Below are 20,429 nucleotides of genomic sequence, written 5' to 3'. Positions count from 1 at the left end.
GGACACTGCCAAAACCAATGGGCATACAGGACTTCTGGCCTTTCCAACCTTCGTATCCACGTTAAGGAGCAGACCGCATGAGTGACTCCCCTGCCGGCACACCGTGCGCGGGCCAACCGGTTCTCACCGCTCGTTCAGTACGGCAGGCTGCGGTGCCGCGGTTGCTGACCCTGGACCAGCACGGCGAGCTGACCAGCGCACACGTGCGTCTGGTCGCCACGGCCGTAGGCCGCTCGGAGCGCACGGTGTGGCGGTGGGTCACCAAGGCGCGTATTGCCGGTCACGCCGACATGGCATGCCGAACACGGTTCACCGTCACCCCAGAGTTCCGGCGGCTGCTTCTGCTGTGGGGAGGCAACGCCTCCGCCGTGCACCGCGAGCTGCAGGAGCGGGCCCTGGCTGATCCCCGGCTGCCTGCAGCACCTTCGCTCTCGACGATTCACCGGGCGTTGCGACGAGATCTGACGCCTGGGGACCGGGCCGGGCTCGCCCATGGAGAGGCCGCCCGGCGGGCCTTCGATGTGTTCGGCAAGCGCCCGGCCACGCACCGAAACGCCGCTTGGGAAGGCGATCACAAGTGCGTGCCCGTGCACGTGCTGCTCGAGGACCAACTTGTGCAGCCCTGGGTGACCTGGTTCATCGACTGTGCCACCAAGGTCATCGTGGGCGTGGCCGTCACGCCCCACGCTCCCAGCAGAGATGCGGTCCTGGCGGCTCTGCGGATGGCCTTGGACCGGGCCGAACCCTTCGGCCCGGCCGGCGGGCTGCCCGGCCTGGTCCGCGTGGACCGCGGCAAAGAATTTCTGTGTCCCGCGGTGACCTTGGCCCTGGGTGCCTTCGCCGTGCCTGTCATCGATCTCCCGCCCTACAACCCTCATCTGAAGGGCACCATCGAGGCCCTCAACGGTGCGGTCGAGGACATGCTGTTCGTCTCCATGCCGCGCTACGTCCACCGGCAGACGCTGCTCAACGGGCGCACCGCGGAACTGGACGAGCCCGCGCTCACCTTCGAGGCGTTCGTGGAGCTGCTGCTGAAGTGGGTGCACTGGTGGAACACCGAGCACCAGCCCAGGAAGCTGCGCGGCCGCACCCCGATGGAGGCATGGCAGTGCGACCCCACACCGCTGTACGACGTTCCCGCCGAACAGCTGGCCCGTTTCGGGCTCGAGGACGACGGACGCACGCGCACCATCACCACGCAGGGAGTGCAGTGGCGCAACCGCCACTACATCGCCCCCTGGATGGTGGGCCGGAGCGGCGAACGGGTCACGATGCGTCACCTTCCCCACCATGACGCGACCATCGAGGTCTTCGACCTCCGCGGGGCGCATCTGGGCAGCGCGGGCCTGGCCGAGGCGGCCAGCGAGGACCAGATCCGCGACGTACGCAAAGCCCGTACCGCCAAGGCGCGGCGGCTTCGCGCGGACATGAAGGCCGCCGAACGGCTGCGCCGTGAGCGCTTCAAGGCCGTCACGGCACCCATCCCGCCCCAGCGCCTGGGCGCACTGACCGAGGCGGAAGCCGAAGCAGAGCTCTCCGTATCGGCCGCCCCGGACCTGCGGCGGGCCAATCCCGATTACATCCCGCATCAGGCCGTCCCGGACGGCTGGGCACGCCCGGTCCCGGCAGGCACCGAGGAGATTACAGAGAACACTCCCGAGGAGAGCGCGTGAGCGGCGACATGGACTACGGCAGGCTTCCCCCGGCGGACGACGACCACTTCCACCATCTCAATGCGCACCTGGTCGCCACTGATGCGCTCATGGCCACCCTGGACAACATTGAGGCGACGATCGAGGCCAAAGCCATGATGGTGGCTTACGGGGCGGCCGGTTTCGGCAAGACGATGTCGGTGAACTCCGCGCTGCGCAAGGTCGCTCCCGACATCACCTACCGCCTGGAGCTGCGCTCCGGGCCGACGCCCCGCGACATCCGCCACGGCCTGTTCCATGCCCTGGGGCTGCCCGGCGAGCCGCCGACCCGGCCGATCGAATTCGACACCCTCCTGAAAGAGACCCTGTCGCAGACGTTCCGCGTGCTGGTCTGCGACGAGGCCCAGTGGATGGGCCGCAGTTCGTTCGAGTACTGGCGCCACCTGTGGGACGACCGCAAAACCAACATGGCGGTGATCTTCGCCGGAGGGGACAACTGCTACAAGATCCTCAAGCGCGAACCGATGCTGGCGTCACGGATCTTCATCTGGCAGAAGTTCCGGCGCATGCCTGAAGACGAGGTCGTCGCCACGCTGCCAGCGTTTCACTCCCTGTGGGCCAGCGTTGACCCGCAGCTGATCCGCACCATCGACCGGGATGCGGCGCACGGCAACTTCCGCAACTGGACCAACATCACCAAACACATGCTCAACGGCATGACGAAGAAGGAACTGACCGAGGTCAACCAGAACCTCGTCAACTGGGTCTACAGCAAACTGGGCGCCATGTGAGCGACGGCCGCAATACACCGCGGGGCGGCGAGCGCAACCATGCCGACACCGACGAGCGCCACACGACCGGCCCGGCACCGCGCCGCCCGGCCCAGGTCTGGCGGCAGCCGGCCGGAACGCAAGCGAGGTTGAGGACACTCGCCTGCAACGATGTGGCACTTGTGCTGGACGAGCGGGACGACCTGTTCTACACACGGGCGGCGCTGCACGCCCACCGCCCCGAGGAAGGCCGCATCACGGTGCAACCGACACCTGCAGCCGGCAGTCCGGCCGCGCTGGCCCACGACATGCTGTACGCGCTGGGCAAGCGGTTGGCCCCCGGGCCCAACACCCCCGACGCGTGGCTGGACTCGGCGAGCGCAGCGTGGCTCGCCGCTGCTGCCTGGGGTATCGCGACCGGAGTGCGGCACGTCATGGTCCCCCGCACTCATCTGCTGACCAGTCGGAGGATCGACCAGCTGCTCGCCTGGCGCGCGTTGACCGGAACTCAGCTAACCCTGCTGTGGCAGATGGGTCAGCACGGGCTGCCGCCCGTGCTGGCCCAGGTGGAGCGCCGTATCCGCGGCCGGAACCAATTCGAGGCCCTCCTCACCGAGCCGGGGCCGATCCCCGCACGCCCGTCCTTCCCTCCCTCCCCCGCGGCCATGACGAGACCGGCAGCGAGACTTGCGAGGCTCCCACCCGCCCGACCGCAGGCCGCTCGGCTGGCGTCATTGGGTCCGGGGCGGCGGCCTCACCCCTGTACCAGCGCAACGGCGACAGGTCAACTGATCCAAGCCTCTCCCCCCGTCGTGATCACATCCGAGGACGCCGCCGCTCTGGCCGCCCTCGCACACCCGCTCATCGCCGGAGCGCTGAGTGTGCTGGCCTTCACCCAAGCCCGCCTGGGAAGCCTGCGCTTCACCCGCGACCTCGACATCACCGCCGACGTCTCCGTCGTCAAACTCCACGAGGCCAGCCATCGAAACTGCCCTCTCTACGCCGTCCCCCTCTGGGCACGCCCTCTGCTGGCCGGTGCACGCGCCCACCACCGCCTGGCAGCCCACCCGCCCGGGGACAGCATGTTCGACTCCCTGATGCTCACCGAAGCACGACACGTGCGCGCACACGCTCAAGCGCTCTCTCGACCTGGTCTGCCCCTGTCCGTCGGTATCCCAGCCCCGTGAGGTGCCCTGGTGCGCGTCCGCGTCCGCGTCCAGGGCAGCGTCTGTCTGTCTGGCGCCGCCTGCGTGCGCGTACGAGGAGCGTCGAACTGGCGTGGCGCATCGAGGGCTTCTCCCGTCACGCGATCGTGCTACTGCCGTGCGGCCGGGCCGGACGAATGGGGACGCGCTTTCAACCGCGCGTCTGACGGATTAGGCGGTTCCCGACCCATGCGCACGCCGTCGACGGGGAGCTGTCGCACACGCTTGCCGAGCTCATCGCGTCCGGCGCTCTCATGTCCGAGGAGCGGGCCACCTCGTCCCGCATCCTGCTGCTGTGCCGCCTGGGGACTGCCTCAACGGCTGAACCTCCACTGGCGGCAACCCAGTTGCGGGGCAGGGCATCCGCTCACGGTTCGCGATAGGTCAGGGTCTGTGCGTCGAGGTCGAGGTCGAGGTGGCCGCCGCCGTGTTTGCGCAGCTGTTGCCAGGCGGCGTAGCCGGTCGTGATGGCTTTCTCCCAGTCGGCGGCCCGCAGCACGCTCACCTCGAGGTGGGCGGTCATGTGGTCAATGGTGATGAGGAGTTCGTGGTCGATGTGGCGGATGTTTTCGAGGTAGTGGTGGCGGCTGGCGTAGGTGAAGACGAGGGCGCTGATGCCTTCTTCGATGGCGATGGCACGGCCGCCGTCTTCGGCTTCGTCGGTGGCGGGCAGGCTGCGGCGTTTGCGGCCGAGCAGGAATCGGGTGACGGGTGACCAGCCCAGGACGGCGGCGTGGGCGAGGTGGAAGGCGTCGTGGAAGCGGTAGTCGTCTTCGATGTGGCTGGCGCTGGTGAGGGGATCTCCGGCCGGGTCGCCGTCTTCGCGGGTGACGACGATGACGTTGCGGCCGTCGGGCTGGGGTGTGGGAGTGAAGGTGACTGTGGTGCGACGCGGCAGTTGTTCATCAGGCGGGAAGTGGGTGTCGAAGCGGGGGCGTTCGGTATCGGGGGTGGTACGCCAGCGGTCCTTGGTTTTCTCCAGACTGGCGGCGGCTATGTCTTCGAGGTCGAGGTCGAGGCGTTGGGCCACAGCGGCGATGTACCACAGGACATCGCCGAGTTCCTCGCGCAGTTGCTGTTTGGACGGGGTGGCGTGGGCGCCGTCGCGCAGCCGCTTCTTGTAGGCGGTGGCTACGGATCCTGCTTCGCCTACGAGTCCCAGCAGGGGGACGAGAACGGGGTCGGTGCCCTCGGCGGGCGGCTGAAGGGTTTTGAGGGCTGCTTGCTGATAGCGGGCGAGATGCACGCACACTCCCATCCAATGAAGGATCTTCACACAGGTCTGTCGGAATTTCCGACAGTGCTTTACGGTAGGTCACGCCGGGCCGGTTGTCCGGGAGTTGAGCGAAGGGGCCGGAAACAGCGCATGCCGTCGCAGAGCGTCCAGGAAATCGTCGACATCGTCATCGACTTGCTGGCCGTCCACCAGAACCGGCCGGCCGAAGAGGTGCACGAGGAACTGGCCGCCCGGGGGCAGGAGTTGCCCGTCGATTCGGTTCTGGTCATGGAGATTTTGGCCCGCGTCGAGGAGCGGTTCGGCGTGTCCGTTCCGGCCGATGCCGAGGCGGGGCGCTCACTGCGCTCGGTATGGGCGTTCGCCGAGACCGTGTACGACACGATGCAGTCGAGGGAGCACGAGAAATGAACAGCCCAGCACAGTCCGACGCCAAGGCCGACCCTGTCGTCGATGCAGAGCAGCGTGCCCATCTGGGTCGGCGGCTGAAGGGCACGAGGGAGTATCTGGGGCTGTCCCAGCAGCAGGTCGCTGAGCAGACCGGCATCGTGCGCTCGGCGATCAGCGATATCGAACGCGGAGTGCGCAGGGTGGAAGTGATGGAGCTCAAGAAGCTCGCCCGCCTGTACCGGCTGTCGGTGTCGTATTTCCTCGACGAGGACGAGGCGGCCGATGCCGGGGAGCATGCGCTGGCCGGCCTGCCGCGTACCCACAAGCCCCTGAGCGAGGGCGACCGCATCGAGGTCGCGAAGTTCATCCAGTATCTCCATGCCAAGCGCGACGCGGAGGAGCAGGAAGCCTCCCCGACGCGACGGCCGGGACCGGCTGAGTGAGCTGGAGCGACGCCCACGGGACAGCGATGATCGCGGCCGCTCAAGCGCACGAGCAGCTCGCGGTCCCCTGGGACGACGGATACATCGACGTCTTTAAGGCGCTGTACGCCGAGGAACTGGAGGTGATCGGCAAGCCGCTCGGCGGCCTTCTGGGCCTGTATGTGGACGCGGCGGACGGGGGGCCGGCCTGCCTGCTCAACACCGGGCTTGATGAGGTGAACATGCGGCACACCGCTGCGCACGAGCTGGGCCATCACCGTCTGGGACACGGCACGAGTTACGACCACCAGGAACAGGCGGTGGGACGGTGGGGTGAGGGGTGGGCCCAGGAGGAAAAGGACGCCGAGGCGTTCGCCTCGTGGTTTCTGATTCCCCGACCCGCCGCTCGCGCCGCGCTGGCCCGCTGCGGCCTGGACAGGCCCAGGACACCCCAGGAGGTCTACCGGATGGCCCGCTGGCTGGGCGCCCCCTACGCCACCACCGTCCGCCACCTGGTGCGACTGAAGATGATCAGCCGGGCGACCGAGTCACTGTGGCTCAGGTCCTCCCCCGGCACGCTCAAAGCCGCACTCGTCGGCGACCTCCCCCTAGCCCCCCGGGCTCACGTGCACGTGCTCACCCTCGCCGCCCACCGGGCCACCGTGCACGCCCAGCCCGGCGACTGCCTGCTGTTGAACATCCCCAGCAGCCACTTCGATCACGTGCCCACCGGCCTGACCAGCACGCCGCCCGACGTCGCGGGGCAGCTCCTGATGCCGGGCCCAGACGATGATTCCTCGCCCGTCCGGGCCGTATGGGTCGACGAAGAGCTGGAGGACCCGGGCACGCTGTCCGCCGCCGTGCCAGGCTCCCCGGCTCCCTTCACCGTGCGGGTACAGCGTGCCCCCGACCGGCGGGGCTCGGACCACTACCGCCGCTGAAACGCCCGCGCGACACCTCCATATCTCCCGCCCGCCGATCAAGGAGTGAGCTGTTGCAGACCTTCACCGTCGAGGCCGCCGACGTCTCCAGCGCGTGGCTCCAGGCCTGTTCGCGACTCGCCGAGCTGCCCGGATCGCGGGCCTTTCACACCGTGGTGCGCATCGCAGAACCGCTGCGGGAAGATCCGCACCTGCGCGCGGAACTCGACCGGCGGCGCGCGATACGAACCCAGCCGCTGTACCCGATCGATGCCGTCGTCAATACGCTCTTTCCCGTCCAACTCGCCGCGACGTGCGACACCCATGAACAACTCGCCGAGCGCTACCGGGCGCTGTACCCGCGGCTGCGCAAGGTCAGGCGCAATGCCCACGGCACCTACTTCGGCCGGCTCATCGCCTACCCCGGCGCCGAGGCGAAATCCGACCCGGTCGACCAGCTCGCCCGCGTCATCAAACGCATGGACGCACTGCGCACGACCGCCCGGTGGGGCGCCGTGTACGAAGCGGGAACCGCCCACGTCCTTGATACCGAGGAACCAGCCGGCGACGACCCACTGGAGACCGCCGCCGACGCCGAGGCGGTGATCAGAGCGGCCGCACTGGACACCCAGCCACGGGACTTCCCCTGCCTGAGCCACTGCTCCTTCCAGCTCGACTCCACCACCAACAGCGTGCATCTGGCCGCCTACTACCGCAGCCACTACATGTTCGATCGGGCCTACGGCAACTACCTGGCCCTCGGCCACCTGTGCGCCTGGGTCGCCCGGCAGGCACACCTGACGCCCGGCACCTTGACCGTCATGGCCGGGAGCGCCCGCCTGGACTGCACCAAGACGGAACTGAACCTGATCCGGGCCGACATGGCCAGCACCCCGCTGTTCCGCCTCGGCGCGTGAAAGCCGGCCCCTCCTTGCCCCGGCGCGAACGCGCGCCGGGGCAAGGAGGGGCCGGCCGCGCTCAGACGTTCAGGTCCCACTTCGGCGGAAACCAGGCCCGCAGCGGGGCAGCATCGTGCCGGTAGGCCTGCTTGATACGGCTGCGTCCGCTGATCCCCTCGATCTCGGGGTGCGCGACCCGGGCGTACTTGTCGACCTCGCAGAACAGGTTCTGGCAGTCGATCAGTTGCAGCGGCCTTCCCTTCAGCCCGCCGAAGGACAGGCCGAGGCGGGTGAAGTGGTCCTGCTGCGTCTCGGCCATATAGTGGATGATCTCGGCTTCGATGCCGTCGGCCCCGCGGCCGAAGCACTTGCGGATCCCGTCCCGCGCCCCGGGACCGGGCACGACGAAGTCCATTTCGGAGAAAGCCAGTTGCGGAGCGTAGGCAAGGTCGACGGTGTACTGGTAGGCCAGGAACGGGCCGAGCGCCGGGTAGCCGAGCAGCACCTCGTAGGCCTCGCGCATCGTGGCGGCACCCGCGACCCGTCCGGGTGCACCCGTGGTCATCATCATCTCCAACAACCGCAGGTGGTTACGGTGCTTGCGCCCCTCCCCCAGCTGTGGCGGCGGCACGATGTAGGCCGCCGAATACAGTCGCTCGCCCTTCGCGAATGCCGCTGACAGCACCCGGTCATAGGCCCGGTAGTCGTAACTCCCCCAGCACACCTCACCGAGCTCCCGGGTCAGCAGCTGCCAGGTGGACTCCTTGTTGAAAAGCTTGAACAGCAAGGTGCGGAAGAAGACCTCGTCCCAGTCCTTGGGGCCCTGATAGATCACGTCGCCGATCAGCGTCTGGCTGACACGGTCGGCCGCGCGGTAGCAGTTCGTGAAGCGGTACTGGGTCAGGATCGGGTCATCGGTCCACGGTTGGGACCGCCCCGCCAGACGCGCCTCGTACACCGCCTGCCGGGCCGAGGCGAAACGCCAGTAGGTGTCGAACACCGCTGTCGGCTGCAGTACCCGGCCCGCGACACGCACCACCGCAGACGCCACGTCGCTCTGCCCGGAGGCCTGACGGTCTTGCAGCAGCGTCACCATGCCCGCAATATATATTCGTTATATGTTGCCTGTCACCGAGGGGGAGCCGTGGAATTGCTGTGCCATCAGCAGCGCCGCATGACGTCGGTGACGTGGCCTGCGGGCGTCGATGACAGGCTGAACATCCTGGTCCGCGCAGCTGCGGCGGCCGGTGAACACACTTTCAGGGCCGAATTGTTGGCCGCCATGGTGACCACGATCGAAACCGATCCCGAAAAGCTGACCGAATTGATTCACCGCTACCGCCGTCTGCCGGCCAACGCACTCGACGAGGACAACAACCGGGACGATCTCCCCGAGGTACGCGCACCCGGCCCGCACCGCTCGACGGCCTAACGAACACCCGCCCGCGGAGACACCCCGAATCCCCCAGAGTGACAGTCCGACAAGGTCTTCGGCTGGAGAGTAGCTGGGAAGCGCGTTGAACTCGTCGTGCGATCTCGGTGAGGGCGGACGCGGGATGGAACCGGTGCGGTGTTGTGGTCGCTCGCGAGGCCATGGGCATCGTTTACGGATCGTGGACTTCAGCGCCGGACGCGCCCTGGGCGCAATCCCGACAACCAGGAGCAGCGCGACTGCCCTGATCAGCCGGAGTCTGCTGTAGGGGTGCCTGTCAGGTTGGAAACGCTGTCGGCCTCGCGAACTGCCCGGTACTGGCCGGTCGCAGGTACGGAGAGCGTCCTGCGACTACGCCCGTGTCTGCGCCGCAGGCGCGACACTGAACGCCGTCAGGCGCTGCCACCGGATTGTTCCGACATCGGTCGGTGGGAGTGAGTTCCGTTAGGCACCAGTGGTGGCCTTTATGCAACAGAGCTCGCCGCCATGTCTGCTGCTGGCGATGGTTGTCATGCCTGGAGCGGCTGATGGCTACGTCCAGGATGCGTGTCCTACAGGCAGAGCGGGGTGTTTAGAAGAGGGCGGGGCGACACGAGAGGAGCGCACATGTCGCACGGGTACGGCGGCGGACCTGACTGGCCGATGATCCAGGCCAGACGGCGAGCAGAACAAGAAGCGAACTCAGCCCGCGCAGAGACTGCGGGCCACAGGGCGTCGGCCGATCGGTGGGAAGCGGCGTTCGAGGCACTGGCCCGCCGGATCCGCTCGGCGGTGGGCCGCACCGGCACGGAACACCGCGAAGGCGGCCAGTGCGGATGCGCGTCATGCTGGGATCCGCTGATCGCCCGGCTCGCGCAGGAGACGCGGGGTGGAGAATCTCCGGGCGGCAGTACCAACACCTGGACGTTCTCATTCTCTGACCTGTTCGGCGGCGCAGCCCCGCAGCGGCGCCCCTGATCTCTGGTTCAGGCTGGGACGGCAGGTGTGATGTGCAAGGCGTTCAGGGATTGTCGGGGTGTCGCGGGCAGGACTTCGAACCATGCCTGGCCGTCGCCCAGATAGCGGTGCGCGGATCTCCAGTAACGCCAGCCCAGGTCGACAAAACACTCGATGGTCTCATCGGTTGCCCCGTGAGCCAGGTACCGATGGTGGACCTCTACACGGTCCAGTGCCTGGCCGGCGTTCTGCAAGTGGGCGAGCGCGGCACCGGCGGCGCGGCGCAGTGGACTGTTTAGGGCCCATCGGTCGTCCATGTGTTCCGCTGCGATGGTCGACTGCGGCTGTGCGTCGGGCAGGGGGAACACGGCCACGGTGGCTTTGCCCTCGGTACACCAGCGGTGCAGGTCGATGCGTACCGGACGCGGGAGCAGGTCAGCGATTGTCTCGTAGGCGGGCAGGACATGGTCTCGGGCTGCACGGCCTGCGGTTGGGTCGAGCGCGATCGCGGCCAGGCGCTGTCGGGCGAGAATGACCGGCTCGCCGTGCTGCCACAACTGGAGCATTTCGATGCCCTCGTTCTCCAGAGGCCGGCGTTGCTGGAACTGAAAGCTGACACCGCGGCGCCCGCCCCGCAGGGCTTGGCGCATAGAGGTGTAGCCGTCGCGGCTGCTGAACAGGGCGTTGAGGGATTGCTGGGTCCAGCGCTCGTCGGTGGTGTGGTCCACAACCACGTCGATGTCGCCGACCTCCAGGGCTCCGCGGATGTAGGAGCCGAAGAGGTGTATCTCGGTGACCAGGTTCAGGGGCCAGGTGTTCTGTTCCAGGCGGTCGAGCATCTCGTGCAGGATTGCGGTCGCCCGCTCACGCTTCATCTGAGCCCCCCGCTCTTGACGTGGCCGGTCAACCACAGAGAGCCACGACATTAGTCCCAGGCACTGACAGATTCAGGCGATCCGTCCATGACCGATGGGATGTGGGTGCTGGCCCTGTGGGGTGCCGCGCCGCTGGGCGAGCTCCGGATGGCGATGGCCGCCGCCAGCCGCTCCGACGGATGCGCACCCGCTGCATGGTCCTAACCGCTCGCAGTCGGGACTGTGGGGTCGGCGGGTTCTCCGTGCGTGACGGCCCGCAGAAGACGGTGGTGCGGCACAGGCGCTGTCCGTCTGGCCGGTGGTGAACGGTGGTTCGTTCTCGTGTGGGGAGCTGGCAAAGACGGCCGCTGCACCTGCGAGGGCGGGCGGGCGGATCGGCCTGGTCGTGGACGCGGCGTGCCGGAGTCAGGCCAGGCTGACGAGCGTCCGTGGCAGCTCCGCCAGCGTGTGCGGTGCTCTCCCACCCGATGCGGTGAGCTCCTCTCCGGACTCGGTTCCCCTGCGCCGGTCTCTCCGTTGTCCTGCTGGCATGCAGGCACGAGAGGAGCGCAGATGGCGCGGGATCTGTACATCAAGCGGGTACGCCTCGATTCCACGGGCGGGGTGCGTGAGCTGGACTTCGACCATCCGGTGGTGTGTATCCACGGCCCGATCGACACCGGCAAGACGACTCTTGTCGAGTGCCTCGGTTACGTCCTGGGGCTGCTGGTGGAATGGCGCCAGGTCCCCTCCGAGCGCCTGACATCGGTGACGGTCTACTTGCGGATCGAGGGCATGGACATCGCGCTGCGCCGCTCCGTGATCACAGATCTCAAGACGGTGGAACTGCTCAACCCCTTCGACGGACAGGTCGATGAACTGCTCACCGTCGAGCCCGAGGAGGGCAGTGCACGGCGGGTGGTTGGGGAGGTACTCCTGGAGCTGCTGGGGCTGTCGGACCTGTTCGCCCCGCCCACCGCGGTCGCCCTGCTGGGCGACGGTGCCCGGCTGACATTCGCGCAGCTGTACGCGCTGTGCCACCTCTCGCAGGACACCATCGACGGGACCGAAAGTGTGCGGGGAAAGGCCAACACCGCGCAGTCCTACAAGACCGTTGTCGAGTTGGTCCTTGGCCTCATCGACGCCGAGATGCGCGTACTGGAAGCCCGCCGGGATGCCCTGACACAGACTGCGGGCGAGCTCAAACAGCGCACTGAGACGATCGCGGAGTTCCTCACCGGCAGCGCGGCAGAACTGGAGGAAGAACTCACCCGCTCGCGCCGGGAGGAGAAGGAGGCGCTCACCGCGCTGGAAGAGGTCAAGGGCCGGGCGCGGGCCGCTACCTCGCACCTTGATCCGCTGCGTCGGCGTGTGGCGGACCTCGAGGGCACCTTGTCCCGGGCCCGCGAAGCGGAGGGGGCCGGCGCCGGGGAACTCAAGGCGGCCCAGAAAGATCTGGCCCGTGCCCAGCAGCCTCCCTCGGCCCGGCCGGGTGTGCGCTGCCCTGCGTGCTCCGGCTCCCTGGCGGACCGCACGACGACGGCGGAGGGGTGCTGCTGGCTGTGCCAGTGCGAGCTCGATCCGGCGGCACGCACCGAGGCGCTGCGGGCCGCCGAGGTAGCGCTGATCGCAACCGAGCAGCGCTCGGTTGCGGCCGTCAAGGCCGTGGGCGAGGCCCAGGACGCACTGAGCCAGGCCCGCGCGGAGCTGGAGGAACGCACCCGCCTGGAAGTCAGCCCGCTGTCCGGGCAGATCGAACAGCTCTCGGCGGTGCACGCCGGCGCCCGCACCCGAAGCAGCATGCTGGAGCGTCAGCTGGATCCGCACCGGCGGCTGGTGGACCTCCAGCAGGCGCTGCGTACGGCGGCGGAGGAACTGCGCGGAGTGCGGGAGGACATCAAGGCACGCAAGAAGCTGCTGGCGGGACGGCAGGTGACGCTCGGCGAGGTCGAGGAGCAGTTCCGGGGGATCATCGACGGACTGAACCTGCCGAACCAGCCCGGGGCGCGGATCGATGCCAACTCGCTGCTGCCCAAGGTGAGGACGGGAAAGCTGACCAAGGTCGGCCACGGGGTACGCACCGCCATCAATGTCGCCTACCGCATGACGTTCCTGAGTTACGCGCTGCTGACCGGCGCCACCGACCTTCCCTCGCTGCTGATCATCGACTCGCCGCGGAAGAACGTCGGGTACGGGGACCAGGACCAGGAGCTCATCGGCCGGCTCTATACGCACTTCCTCGAGCACATCTCCAACTCCCGCGCCCATCAGGTCATCATCGTCGACAACGACCTCCCCTCACTGCCCGCCCAGCTGCGCCGGCACATGCACACCATCGAATTGACCAGGGACAACCCGTTGGTCCCCTGAACGGGTCTGTGCAGCGGTTGGTGGTGGAGGCCAACGCTTTCGGGCGCGGATCCTCTGGAGTGGCGTTCAAGGCCAAGCGAGGATCCGCGCTCAAATGAGACGCTCCAACTGACCGGGACCGGTGCGCGGTCGGCACTCAGAGGATGTGCGTCAGAGCCGGACCGGCCCCCTTGCGCGTGGCGGGTGGGGCTCGTGACCCGGTGGGCGGTGTCAGTGGCCCTCGCTAGGGTCAGCGGCTGTGATCAGAGAGAACTATCCGCGGGCTCATGGGCATTTGGAGAAGGCGCAGCAGGCGAAGGCGGCGACGGCGACGCTTTGGGCCACGCTGCTCGATGACGGGCTTGTCGAGGAGAGCGTCGTCACGCATCCGGACGGTTCGGGGGTGATCAGTGCGTGGCTGGCGTGGCCCGCCGGACGCCAGCAAGAGGTGACCGAGCTGTTTCGTGCATGCGTGCAGGAGCTGTGGGCGTGCCTGGATGCGTTAGTGGAGGAGTCGGTCGAAGCGTTCAGCGTTCTGCAGAGGGTACGGCGACCAGAACGCAGCCGCTTCTTTCCGGTCGCCGATTCGCCAGAAGGGTTCCAGGCACTGTTGGCAGAGTCCTGCATGGACGGGACGCTGCGTTCTCATGTGGCGATGGTGCAGGACTGTCAGCCCTTCCAGCGCGACGACAGCAACGAAGTCATCGACCGGCTGAGGACGTCGCTGGGCTACCTGGTGGAGTGGGAAGCAGCCCTTACTTCCGGCGCGATGATGGGCGCGTGGGCCACCCCCGTCGAGCCGCAGGTTCACGCGGCTACACCCGCTGTACTGCAACGTGTGGAGGCAGAACCGCCGGGTGGCCTGGACGAGGAGCGGGTCCTGGCTCGCTACCAACTGAGTGCGTTCCAGCAGGGCTGCGCCGTGGAAGCGCAAGCAGGTACCTATGTCGACTTGTGTTTCGTTGAGGGTTTCACTCCCACCGACGTCGAGGACACCTTCGATCGCCGACTGACACAGGTCGTAGACGCGGTGACCAGGTTCGCCGTCTCGTTCGCCTGGCTGTCCAGCAAGGCCCCCGGCAGCAGAAGGGTGCTGTCTGGCCCGGGGTCTGGCAAACGAGACACCTGGATGGAAGCGGCACGTTCGTCCCGGTGCTGGTCGTCCGGAGAACTCACCGCGCTGGCATCCTCGGACATCGGTCTGGGGCGGGTGGAGGGAGCCGACACGCTCACGCTGATGGTGAGCACCGCGAGTGGGGTGTACGAGCGGGTCATTCCGAACGCGACGCCTCTGCGCGGCCATGAGCGCCGAGGCTTGGCGGCGGAAGTGGCTGTGCAGGCTGCCGCCGCGACGTGGGGTTTGCCGGACTTCGTGATGCTTCCCAGTGTGGAACGCAAGGGCCGCGGAGTCAGGGAGATCAGCGATGGGCTGCTGGTCGTCGGGAAACGTGGCGTGGTGGTGCAGATCAAGGCTCGCGAAGGTGAGCCCGGCACACGCGAGAAAGAGTCGTCCTGGGTTCTCAAGCAGCTCGCGGCGGCGAGCAAGCAGATCCACGGCACCATACGGCGGCTGAAGATGCAGAGTGTGCAGATGACGAACGGGCGGGGGCGTACCGTCCGCATTGACAGCCCGGCTGTCGCCTGGGTCGGAGTGACGATCATCGAGCACCCCGATCCCCCTGCAGAGGTGCCGGTCACCCGCGAGTCGGGGGTGACGCCGGTGATTGCTCTGCTGCGCCGCGACTGGGAGTTCTTGTTCGACCAGCTACGTTCCACCCACGCCGTGGTCGCGTACCTGCACCGGGTCGGCGGCTCGGCGGCTGTTCTGGGCGACGAGCCGGAGCGCTATTACGAGCTAGCGGCTGCGGACGCCGCAGCAGTTCCGGGACCTGTAGATCCAGCCTGGGAACGGCGCGGAGGGCGGCCGTACAGTGTGCCGCTCCTGCCTGCCGCACCGGCGGGCAGTGATGACGACGAAGCGCACACCATGGTGCGCATCATGCTTGAGGACGTTGCCAACAGTCTGACCGGGCCTGACGAATGGGAGCCCTGGCAGACCGTGCTTGCCTCTCTGGACAGTCTTCCCGTCGGGCATCGCACGAACCTGGGCCGTTTCCTGCTCGATGCCCTCTCCGCAGTCACCACCGTCGATGCAGGCACCACCGCATGGCGGATGCGCACGTTCATCGCTGGTCCCGGCCAGGACCAGCTGGGGTTCGCTGCCTGCTCCGCCCTGACCGATCACACTCGCGCCGCGTTCTCCGCTTGGCTGCAGGTGCGCCACCACGAACGGGGGGAGGGTGCGGACCTTGACCCTCTCAGATCGGTGGGAGTGCTCCTCACACCCCGGACGGACGGCTACCGCGAGTGGGATACCACCGTGCAGGTCATCAGCGGTGACCCGGAGCTCTCGGACGTCGACCTTCGCCTCTACCGGGACCTGTGGAATACGGGTCAGGACCGCCAGTAACAGCTGACGGCCCGTGGCCGGCAGCTGCGGCGACCACAGCACGGTCAGGTTCGGCTCGGGAGCCGGTCCCAGGTTGTACAGGGTCCGCAGGAAACGGAAGGAGGTGCGGGTGAACAGCGGGCGGCCCTCAAGGCCGATGCCGCCAATGAACTCCATCACCCACGTCGGATCGCCGGAGAACAGCGCGTCGTACTCCGGGGGGGGGCAGGAAGCGCACGATCGGCAGTTTGATCAGGAAGTCGTCGATCAGCTCCTGTGCGCGGGTCTCGTCGAGGATCCCCTCTTCGAGAGCGCGCTGGAGGTAGACGTCGAGGAAGGTGGAAGTGCGGCCCAGCGACATGGCGGCGCCGTTCTATCCTTCACGGCGGCCGGGTAGCCGAGGTAGAGCCACTGCACGGCCTCGTGGTCGGTGGCGGCCGACCGGGAGACGTCACAGCCGTAGGCGGCGGCTATCTCGATCAGCCCCCAAGAACCCTGATAACACTGGCGATACTCGTCCCGCCCACGGAGAGCGGGGAGTGCCGCACAGGACACCGCAGCAGCCTCTGCGGTCCCGGCCAACCGGGACGTTCGGCCCTGGGATGGCGTGTTGTACGTGCTTTCGGTCGGCGACGGCTCCCAGCCGAATTGGGGACCTCTTCGGAATCCGCCTGCCGCGGCAGCAGGCGAACGGCGCGCGGTAACAACATGCCCCCGGCCGCCGATGGTGCCGATGCCTCGGCGCCAAACGCCTGCTACGGACTGGGGTCTTCGTCATGGGGAACGGGCCTTCGCCAGGTGCCGGCGCGGACCGGAGATATGGGCTGCCCTCAGGCCTGTCCTGTGCCCTGTGACGGGAGCCGCTATGGCTGTCACATCAGGACGTGGTCGGTATCTCTCTTGTTATCGTGCCGTTCCTCAGCACCCCGATCGGGAGCGTGCGGTCCCGGTGCTTCCTGGCGGATGGCGGCCTCGCCGGCGGGCCGGTGTGGGCGTTCCCTGTCGCCATCTGTTGAGCGGCGAGAGCCAGAACCTCCCGAGAACAGGCCGGGGTTGTCGGGGTGCTCGGTGATCCAGATTAGGCCTGCGGGGTCGAGGTGGTGGCGGGCACGGGTGACGGCGACGTAGGCCAGGCGTGCTTCGTCGGGGTTGACAGGGGCGGGGACGGGGCGGCCGGTGGCGTCGCGTTCGCTTGTGTCGGGGGGCGGGGTGAAGTCGGAGGCGATCCGTACGCGGGGCCATTCGCGGCCTTTGGCTTTGTGGGCGGTGGAGACCGTGACCTGGGCGTGGGGTTCGGGGACGAGGCGCTCGACGGCGTCCAGGAGGGCGTCGGGTCCGTGATCAGCGATGAGGTTGGCGAAGGGTTGGAGGTCGGCGCCGGCGGGGTCGAGTTCGGCGTAGTCGCGCAGTTCGTTCCAGGTGGTGAAGAGGACCAGTTCGGGGTGGTGGGTGCGGCGCCCCTGGATGAGGTCGCGGGCGGCTCCTGCCAGGGCGCGCAGGGCGTCTCCTCCGCCGGCCAGGGCGGTGGGGATGCCTGCGTTATGGAGGGTGAGGATTTCCGTGACGGCGCCGATGTTGGTGCGGCACAGGATGGCGTCCGGGTGGCGAAGGTGGGGGCCGACGGTGGTGGGAAGGTCGGTGCTTCCGGTCAGTTGGATGGGGGCGTCGGCGAGGGCGAGCCAGCGGTTGGCCTCGGCGGCGAGTGCGGGGCCGAAGCGGAAGGAGCGGGTGAGGGTCAGGTGGTGGCCGGCTCCGCCGGTCATGACGTCGCGGGCGCCGCGCCAGCCGTAGATGGCCTGGGCGGAGTCGCCGACCATGACGATCTGGGTGTGCCCGCTCTGGGCGAGGACGATCTGTTCGAGGACGGGGTTGGTGTCCTGGGCCTCGTCGAGGAGAAGGAAGTCGCCTGGCAGGACCGGTTCGCTCAGGGCCCACATCTTCAGGTAGTGGTCGTGCTCGAAGCGCACCGCGCCGCCCGCGGGACTCTGCAGGTCGTCCCATGCCTTTGCGGCGTAGGGCAGGAGCAGGTCGGCGAGTTCGCCCTGGGCGTCGCTGTCGTCGATGCCGCGCAGTGCGGGGACGTGGTGGGGGGCGAGTTCGGCTTCCGCGGACTGGCAGTAGCGGGTGACGGTGCGCAGCACGGTGTTGGCGAGGGTGGCGGGCAGCAGGTCGCGGTCGTTAATGCGGGCGGGTGTGTTCAGGCCGAGGTCCGCGCCGACTTTCCAGCCGGGTCTGCGGGGGCTGTTGAGGCGCTCGCGGTAGCGGTGGCCGAGGGCGGCGTAGGCCAGGGAGTGGGCGGTCTTGCACTGGACGGTGGCAGGGAAGCGCGAGGCGGCGTCCAGGGCGATGGCGCGGTTGAAGGCGAGGTAGCGGCTGCGGCGGGCGGGTGTGGCTTCGGCGAGGAGGGCGAGGGTGGAGGTCTTGCCGGTGCCGGCGCCAGCCTGGATGACGAGGTGCTCGCCGCGGGTGAACGCCTCGATGGCGGCGGCCTGTTCCTCGGTGGGGACGAAAGGCATGAAGGGGTCTCTCCGAAAGTCGCGGCAGCACGTACCGGGGCACAGGTGTGCCCCGCGGTCCTGCCTTGGAGGGCAGGTGCCGGAGTGAAAAGTGCCAGCCGCCACGCGGATCACGGGAGTACGCGCCGTCAGGGCCCGTCGATGGGGTGACAGGAAAGGAACACCAACACGGCATCCGGGCATGCGTACGGGAGGGATATCCCGATCAGGTGAGAGCCGCAGGCAGGGTTCAGTGTTCGGGGCTCGGGGGTTCGTGGCCGGTGCACAACGGATCCAGGAGCTCACCCAAAGGCATGCCGAGGGCGTGGGCGAGGGCGTGCCAGGTGGCGAGGGTGCCGATGGTGCGGCCCTGTTCGATCTCGATGAGGGTGCGCCTCGAGAGGCCGGTGCGGGCGGCGAGTTCGTCGTAGCTCCAGCCGTGCCGGGCGCGCAGCCGTGCCAGGGACTGCCGCAGTGCCGTGGGGTCGGGCTCCGGCGGCGGGAAGATCGTCACCTGTCCATCCGACGGTGCAGACCCCTGCCCCCACAGCGCAGACCTCTGCCCTATTTGCGCGGATCCGGGTGAACCCCGACAGGGCACAGGTCTGCACTACGGTGACCGCGCCATGAACCCGGCGCGCGAACGGCGCCGCAATCAATCCGAACCCGACCCTGGCAGGAGGGAATTGATGCCCGCTCCCCCGCGCGCGTGGACCATCACGATCAGCAGCACGACCGGGCGGCCCCTCCTCACCTGCAGCGCCTGCCCCTCCCCCATCCCCATGCCCGGAGCCCTGCCGGCACGTCAGGTCCGCCGTCACCTCGCCCGCCACCTCACCGAGTCGCTACTGCCCGCACACCTGCGGACCTGCCGGTGCCGCGAAACCGCCTGCGCATGGCACCGCCGCCAACAACCCTGCTCCGGGCCACTCCAACTCCTGCTCATCCGCGCATCGGAAGGCCGCACCTGGCACCTCGCCGACACCTGCACCGCCTGCGCCGGCGCCATCCCCCACGCCGCCACCGTCCCCGAACCCCCGCCACCCCCGGCCACCCGTCTTGTGCCGGAACTCCCCGCTGCCGCATCCGCGCCAGAGGCCCTTGGCGGGCACCACGAATGGGTCGAAGCCCTATGAGCTCGTGGCTGCTCGCCGTGCCCCGGCACGCGCCCGCGCTGCGAGAGTCCCGGCCACATGGTGTGGAGGGGGCACGGTCGGACCAGGCGAGTCTCCTGGAACGGTCCGCTGTTTTCCCCGGGGGGGACACGCTCGACACCAGCCCAGGGACGGCACCACACCGGCCCAAAGCCTTGCCAGGCTGCGACCCGCCATGCGTTAGCGGCGCTGATGGCGCCCTGTACGGTGGCCGCTTGCGCGACAGTCAGCCCATGGCCCTACAAGGAATCGGTGCGGTCGCAGCCGCGGGCGTCACCCTGGCCACCATCCCCGCACTCCTCATCACCGGCCGGCGACAGACCCGTGCCGCACTGCAGGCTGCGCAGGGGCAGGGTCACCTTCCCGGCAGCAGGAACAGTCGCACTCGAACCGGTAGCAGATGGCGCACACCGTGGCCGAAGGCACAACACCACTTGGGTCGCGTTCACCAGGGCCAGAAAAGTCCCACACGGTGCCTATCCGAATCACGACCCCGACAGCACTCGTCCTGCGCATCCTGCTGCAAGACACGACGCCCCGAAAGGGGTGTATCGGGAGAGCATTTGCCCGGCCCGCCGGCGCCTCTGCGGCGTCCGTCCGCTTCAATTCGCGCTGCCCGCCGCCTTGGGTATGCCGACGTCGCCTTCAATGGCGGGAGGCTTTCAATGGCGGGAGGCCTGCAACGGCAGGGTGAGCAGTGGATCGCCAAGCCTGTGGCCCGGCCGCTTCGGCGTCGGCGACTGCTCATCCTCTCCATCCCAGCGGTCGATGGGCAGGAGAAACGTCGGACAGCTGGCCACCTCAGTGCGCCCGGACCGCTCCCGCCCGACGGACGCGGCGCACCGAGCGCCGGCTTCCCATGTGGCCACCCCGCCGCCGATGGCCGACGGGGACGGCGGCCGCAGCGACTTGAGCCGCAAAGGGCGGCATCGCACCGCGATGTTCGCCCACGCCGGACATGACCGCGTGTCCGTAGCACGGCGGGGCGGTATACGTGGCCTTTTCGCCCCGTGCGCATCCAGGCGGCGCGCTGCGCACGGCTATCGATGCGCGCTGGGAAATCTGACGACTAGAGTGACGCGAGGAGCAGCATGTACGGGACCCCACACGGATGTTGATCTGCGATGAGCAGGCCGGGTGGGAGTGAGAACTGCAAGGACGGCACCGGTTGAAACTAGTGTCCTGCGCCTGAAATCCTGGCAATATATTTCGATAACGAGTTCAGGATTTCATCGGCGCTCTTGGTCCATGTGAACGGCTTGGGGTCC

The 20,429-nt window shown here is 68.2% G+C and carries 15 protein-coding genes and 1 pseudogene; 10 read left to right on the top strand and 6 right to left on the bottom strand.

Annotated features, from left to right (window positions below; all coding sequences use genetic code 11):
• Positions 1-77 precede the first annotated feature (77 nt).
• The 3 genes from AB0J21_RS32780 to AB0J21_RS32770 are packed head-to-tail and all read left to right on the top strand — an operon-like array spanning position 78 to position 3,609.
• Positions 78-1,673 carry a Mu transposase C-terminal domain-containing protein gene (locus AB0J21_RS32780; RefSeq protein WP_363149811.1) on the top strand — a complete coding sequence of 532 codons (1,596 nt, stop codon included), beginning with the start codon at positions 78-80 and terminating at the stop codon, positions 1,671-1,673.
• Positions 1,670-2,443, top strand: a complete 774-nt coding sequence (locus AB0J21_RS32775; protein ID WP_363149810.1) for an ATP-binding protein — start codon at positions 1,670-1,672, stop codon at positions 2,441-2,443. The genes AB0J21_RS32780 and AB0J21_RS32775 overlap by 4 nt, the downstream gene beginning before the upstream one ends.
• A complete protein-coding gene (locus AB0J21_RS32770; protein WP_363149809.1) occupies positions 2,440-3,609 on the top strand; it encodes a hypothetical protein in 1,170 nt (389 codons plus the stop codon). Before AB0J21_RS32775 ends, AB0J21_RS32770 begins: the two co-directional genes overlap by 4 nt.
• 385 nt (positions 3,610-3,994) lie before the next feature.
• On the opposite strand, the gene AB0J21_RS32765 is transcribed toward AB0J21_RS32770, so the two are convergent.
• The gene (locus AB0J21_RS32765) at positions 3,995-4,873 is read right to left on the bottom strand and encodes a nucleoside triphosphate pyrophosphohydrolase family protein (protein ID WP_363149808.1); all 879 of its coding nucleotides are present in this window, start codon (positions 4,871-4,873) and stop codon (positions 3,995-3,997) included.
• A gap of 120 nt (positions 4,874-4,993) precedes the next feature.
• Between AB0J21_RS32765 and AB0J21_RS32760 the strand changes: the two genes are divergently transcribed.
• From AB0J21_RS32760 to AB0J21_RS32745, 4 genes are read left to right on the top strand one after another with little or no spacing between them, the layout of a single operon-like run.
• Positions 4,994-5,272: an acyl carrier protein gene (locus AB0J21_RS32760; protein ID WP_363149807.1), complete on the top strand. Its 279-nt coding sequence runs from the start codon at positions 4,994-4,996 to the stop codon at positions 5,270-5,272.
• On the top strand, positions 5,269-5,694 hold the full coding sequence (locus AB0J21_RS32755; protein ID WP_363149806.1) for a helix-turn-helix domain-containing protein: 426 nt from the start codon (positions 5,269-5,271) through the stop codon (positions 5,692-5,694). Before AB0J21_RS32760 ends, AB0J21_RS32755 begins: the two co-directional genes overlap by 4 nt.
• Entirely contained in the window at positions 5,691-6,614 is a 924-nt protein-coding gene (locus tag AB0J21_RS32750; RefSeq protein ID WP_363149805.1) for an ImmA/IrrE family metallo-endopeptidase, read from the top strand. Before AB0J21_RS32755 ends, AB0J21_RS32750 begins: the two co-directional genes overlap by 4 nt.
• A gap of 53 nt (positions 6,615-6,667) precedes the next feature.
• Positions 6,668-7,510: a hypothetical protein gene (locus tag AB0J21_RS32745; RefSeq protein ID WP_363149804.1), complete on the top strand. Its 843-nt coding sequence runs from the start codon at positions 6,668-6,670 to the stop codon at positions 7,508-7,510.
• Positions 7,511-7,571: 61 nt separating this feature from the next.
• Here the strand turns inward: AB0J21_RS32745 and AB0J21_RS32740 are convergent, their stop codons facing one another.
• Entirely contained in the window at positions 7,572-8,588 is a 1,017-nt protein-coding gene (locus tag AB0J21_RS32740; RefSeq protein ID WP_363149803.1) for a nucleotide kinase domain-containing protein, read from the bottom strand.
• A gap of 48 nt (positions 8,589-8,636) precedes the next feature.
• Here AB0J21_RS32740 and AB0J21_RS32735 point away from each other — a divergent pair, with 48 nt between their 5' ends.
• Positions 8,637-8,924, top strand: a complete 288-nt coding sequence (locus AB0J21_RS32735) for a hypothetical protein (protein ID WP_363149802.1) — start codon at positions 8,637-8,639, stop codon at positions 8,922-8,924.
• 965 nt (positions 8,925-9,889) lie between these two features.
• Here the strand turns inward: AB0J21_RS32735 and AB0J21_RS32730 are convergent.
• Positions 9,890-10,735: a hypothetical protein gene (locus AB0J21_RS32730; protein ID WP_363149801.1), complete on the bottom strand. Its 846-nt coding sequence runs from the start codon at positions 10,733-10,735 to the stop codon at positions 9,890-9,892.
• A gap of 552 nt (positions 10,736-11,287) precedes the next feature.
• Here AB0J21_RS32730 and AB0J21_RS32725 point away from each other — a divergent pair.
• A complete protein-coding gene (locus tag AB0J21_RS32725) occupies positions 11,288-13,084 on the top strand; it encodes an AAA family ATPase (protein WP_363149800.1) in 1,797 nt (598 codons plus the stop codon).
• A gap of 238 nt (positions 13,085-13,322) precedes the next feature.
• Complete coding sequence (locus tag AB0J21_RS32720; RefSeq protein ID WP_363149799.1) at positions 13,323-15,533, top strand: hypothetical protein; 2,211 nt, start codon at positions 13,323-13,325, stop codon at positions 15,531-15,533.
• Between the two features lie 15 nt (positions 15,534-15,548).
• Here AB0J21_RS32720 and AB0J21_RS32715 read toward each other — a convergent pair.
• From AB0J21_RS32715 to AB0J21_RS32705, 3 genes and pseudogenes are all read right to left on the bottom strand, one after another.
• A pseudogene (locus tag AB0J21_RS32715) lies at positions 15,549-15,986 on the bottom strand (pyruvate formate lyase family protein); the annotation flags it as partial.
• 398 nt (positions 15,987-16,384) lie between these two features.
• The gene (locus AB0J21_RS32710; protein WP_363149798.1) at positions 16,385-18,028 is read right to left on the bottom strand and encodes a UvrD-helicase domain-containing protein; all 1,644 of its coding nucleotides are present in this window, start codon (positions 18,026-18,028) and stop codon (positions 16,385-16,387) included.
• A gap of 229 nt (positions 18,029-18,257) precedes the next feature.
• Positions 18,258-18,521: a helix-turn-helix transcriptional regulator gene (locus AB0J21_RS32705; RefSeq protein WP_363149797.1), complete on the bottom strand. Its 264-nt coding sequence runs from the start codon at positions 18,519-18,521 to the stop codon at positions 18,258-18,260.
• Positions 18,522-20,429: the final 1,908 nt, after the last annotated feature.

It is taken from the genome of Streptomyces sp. NPDC049954, from assembly GCF_040656295.1.
Lineage (GTDB): Bacteria > Actinomycetota > Actinomycetes > Streptomycetales > Streptomycetaceae > Streptomyces.
Note: the sequence above shows the minus strand (reverse complement) of the source record. Positions and strands in the feature narration are given on the sequence as shown.

What these genes read in the sequence shown, in the direction of transcription:
- AB0J21_RS32780 (WP_363149811.1), top strand. Translation starts at nt 78, where the DNA reads ATGAGTGACTCCCCTGCCGGCACACCGTGCGCGGGCCAACCGGTTCTC.
- AB0J21_RS32760 (WP_363149807.1), top strand. Translation starts at nt 4,994, where the DNA reads ATGCCGTCGCAGAGCGTCCAGGAAATCGTCGACATCGTCATCGACTTG.
- AB0J21_RS32755 (WP_363149806.1), top strand. Translation starts at nt 5,269, where the DNA reads ATGAACAGCCCAGCACAGTCCGACGCCAAGGCCGACCCTGTCGTCGAT.
- AB0J21_RS32740 (WP_363149803.1), bottom strand. Translation starts at nt 8,588, where the DNA reads ATGGTGACGCTGCTGCAAGACCGTCAGGCCTCCGGGCAGAGCGACGTG.
- AB0J21_RS32730 (WP_363149801.1), bottom strand. Translation starts at nt 10,735, where the DNA reads ATGAAGCGTGAGCGGGCGACCGCAATCCTGCACGAGATGCTCGACCGC.
- AB0J21_RS32725 (WP_363149800.1), top strand. Translation starts at nt 11,288, where the DNA reads ATGGCGCGGGATCTGTACATCAAGCGGGTACGCCTCGATTCCACGGGC.
- AB0J21_RS32710 (WP_363149798.1), bottom strand. Translation starts at nt 18,028, where the DNA reads ATGCCTTTCGTCCCCACCGAGGAACAGGCCGCCGCCATCGAGGCGTTC.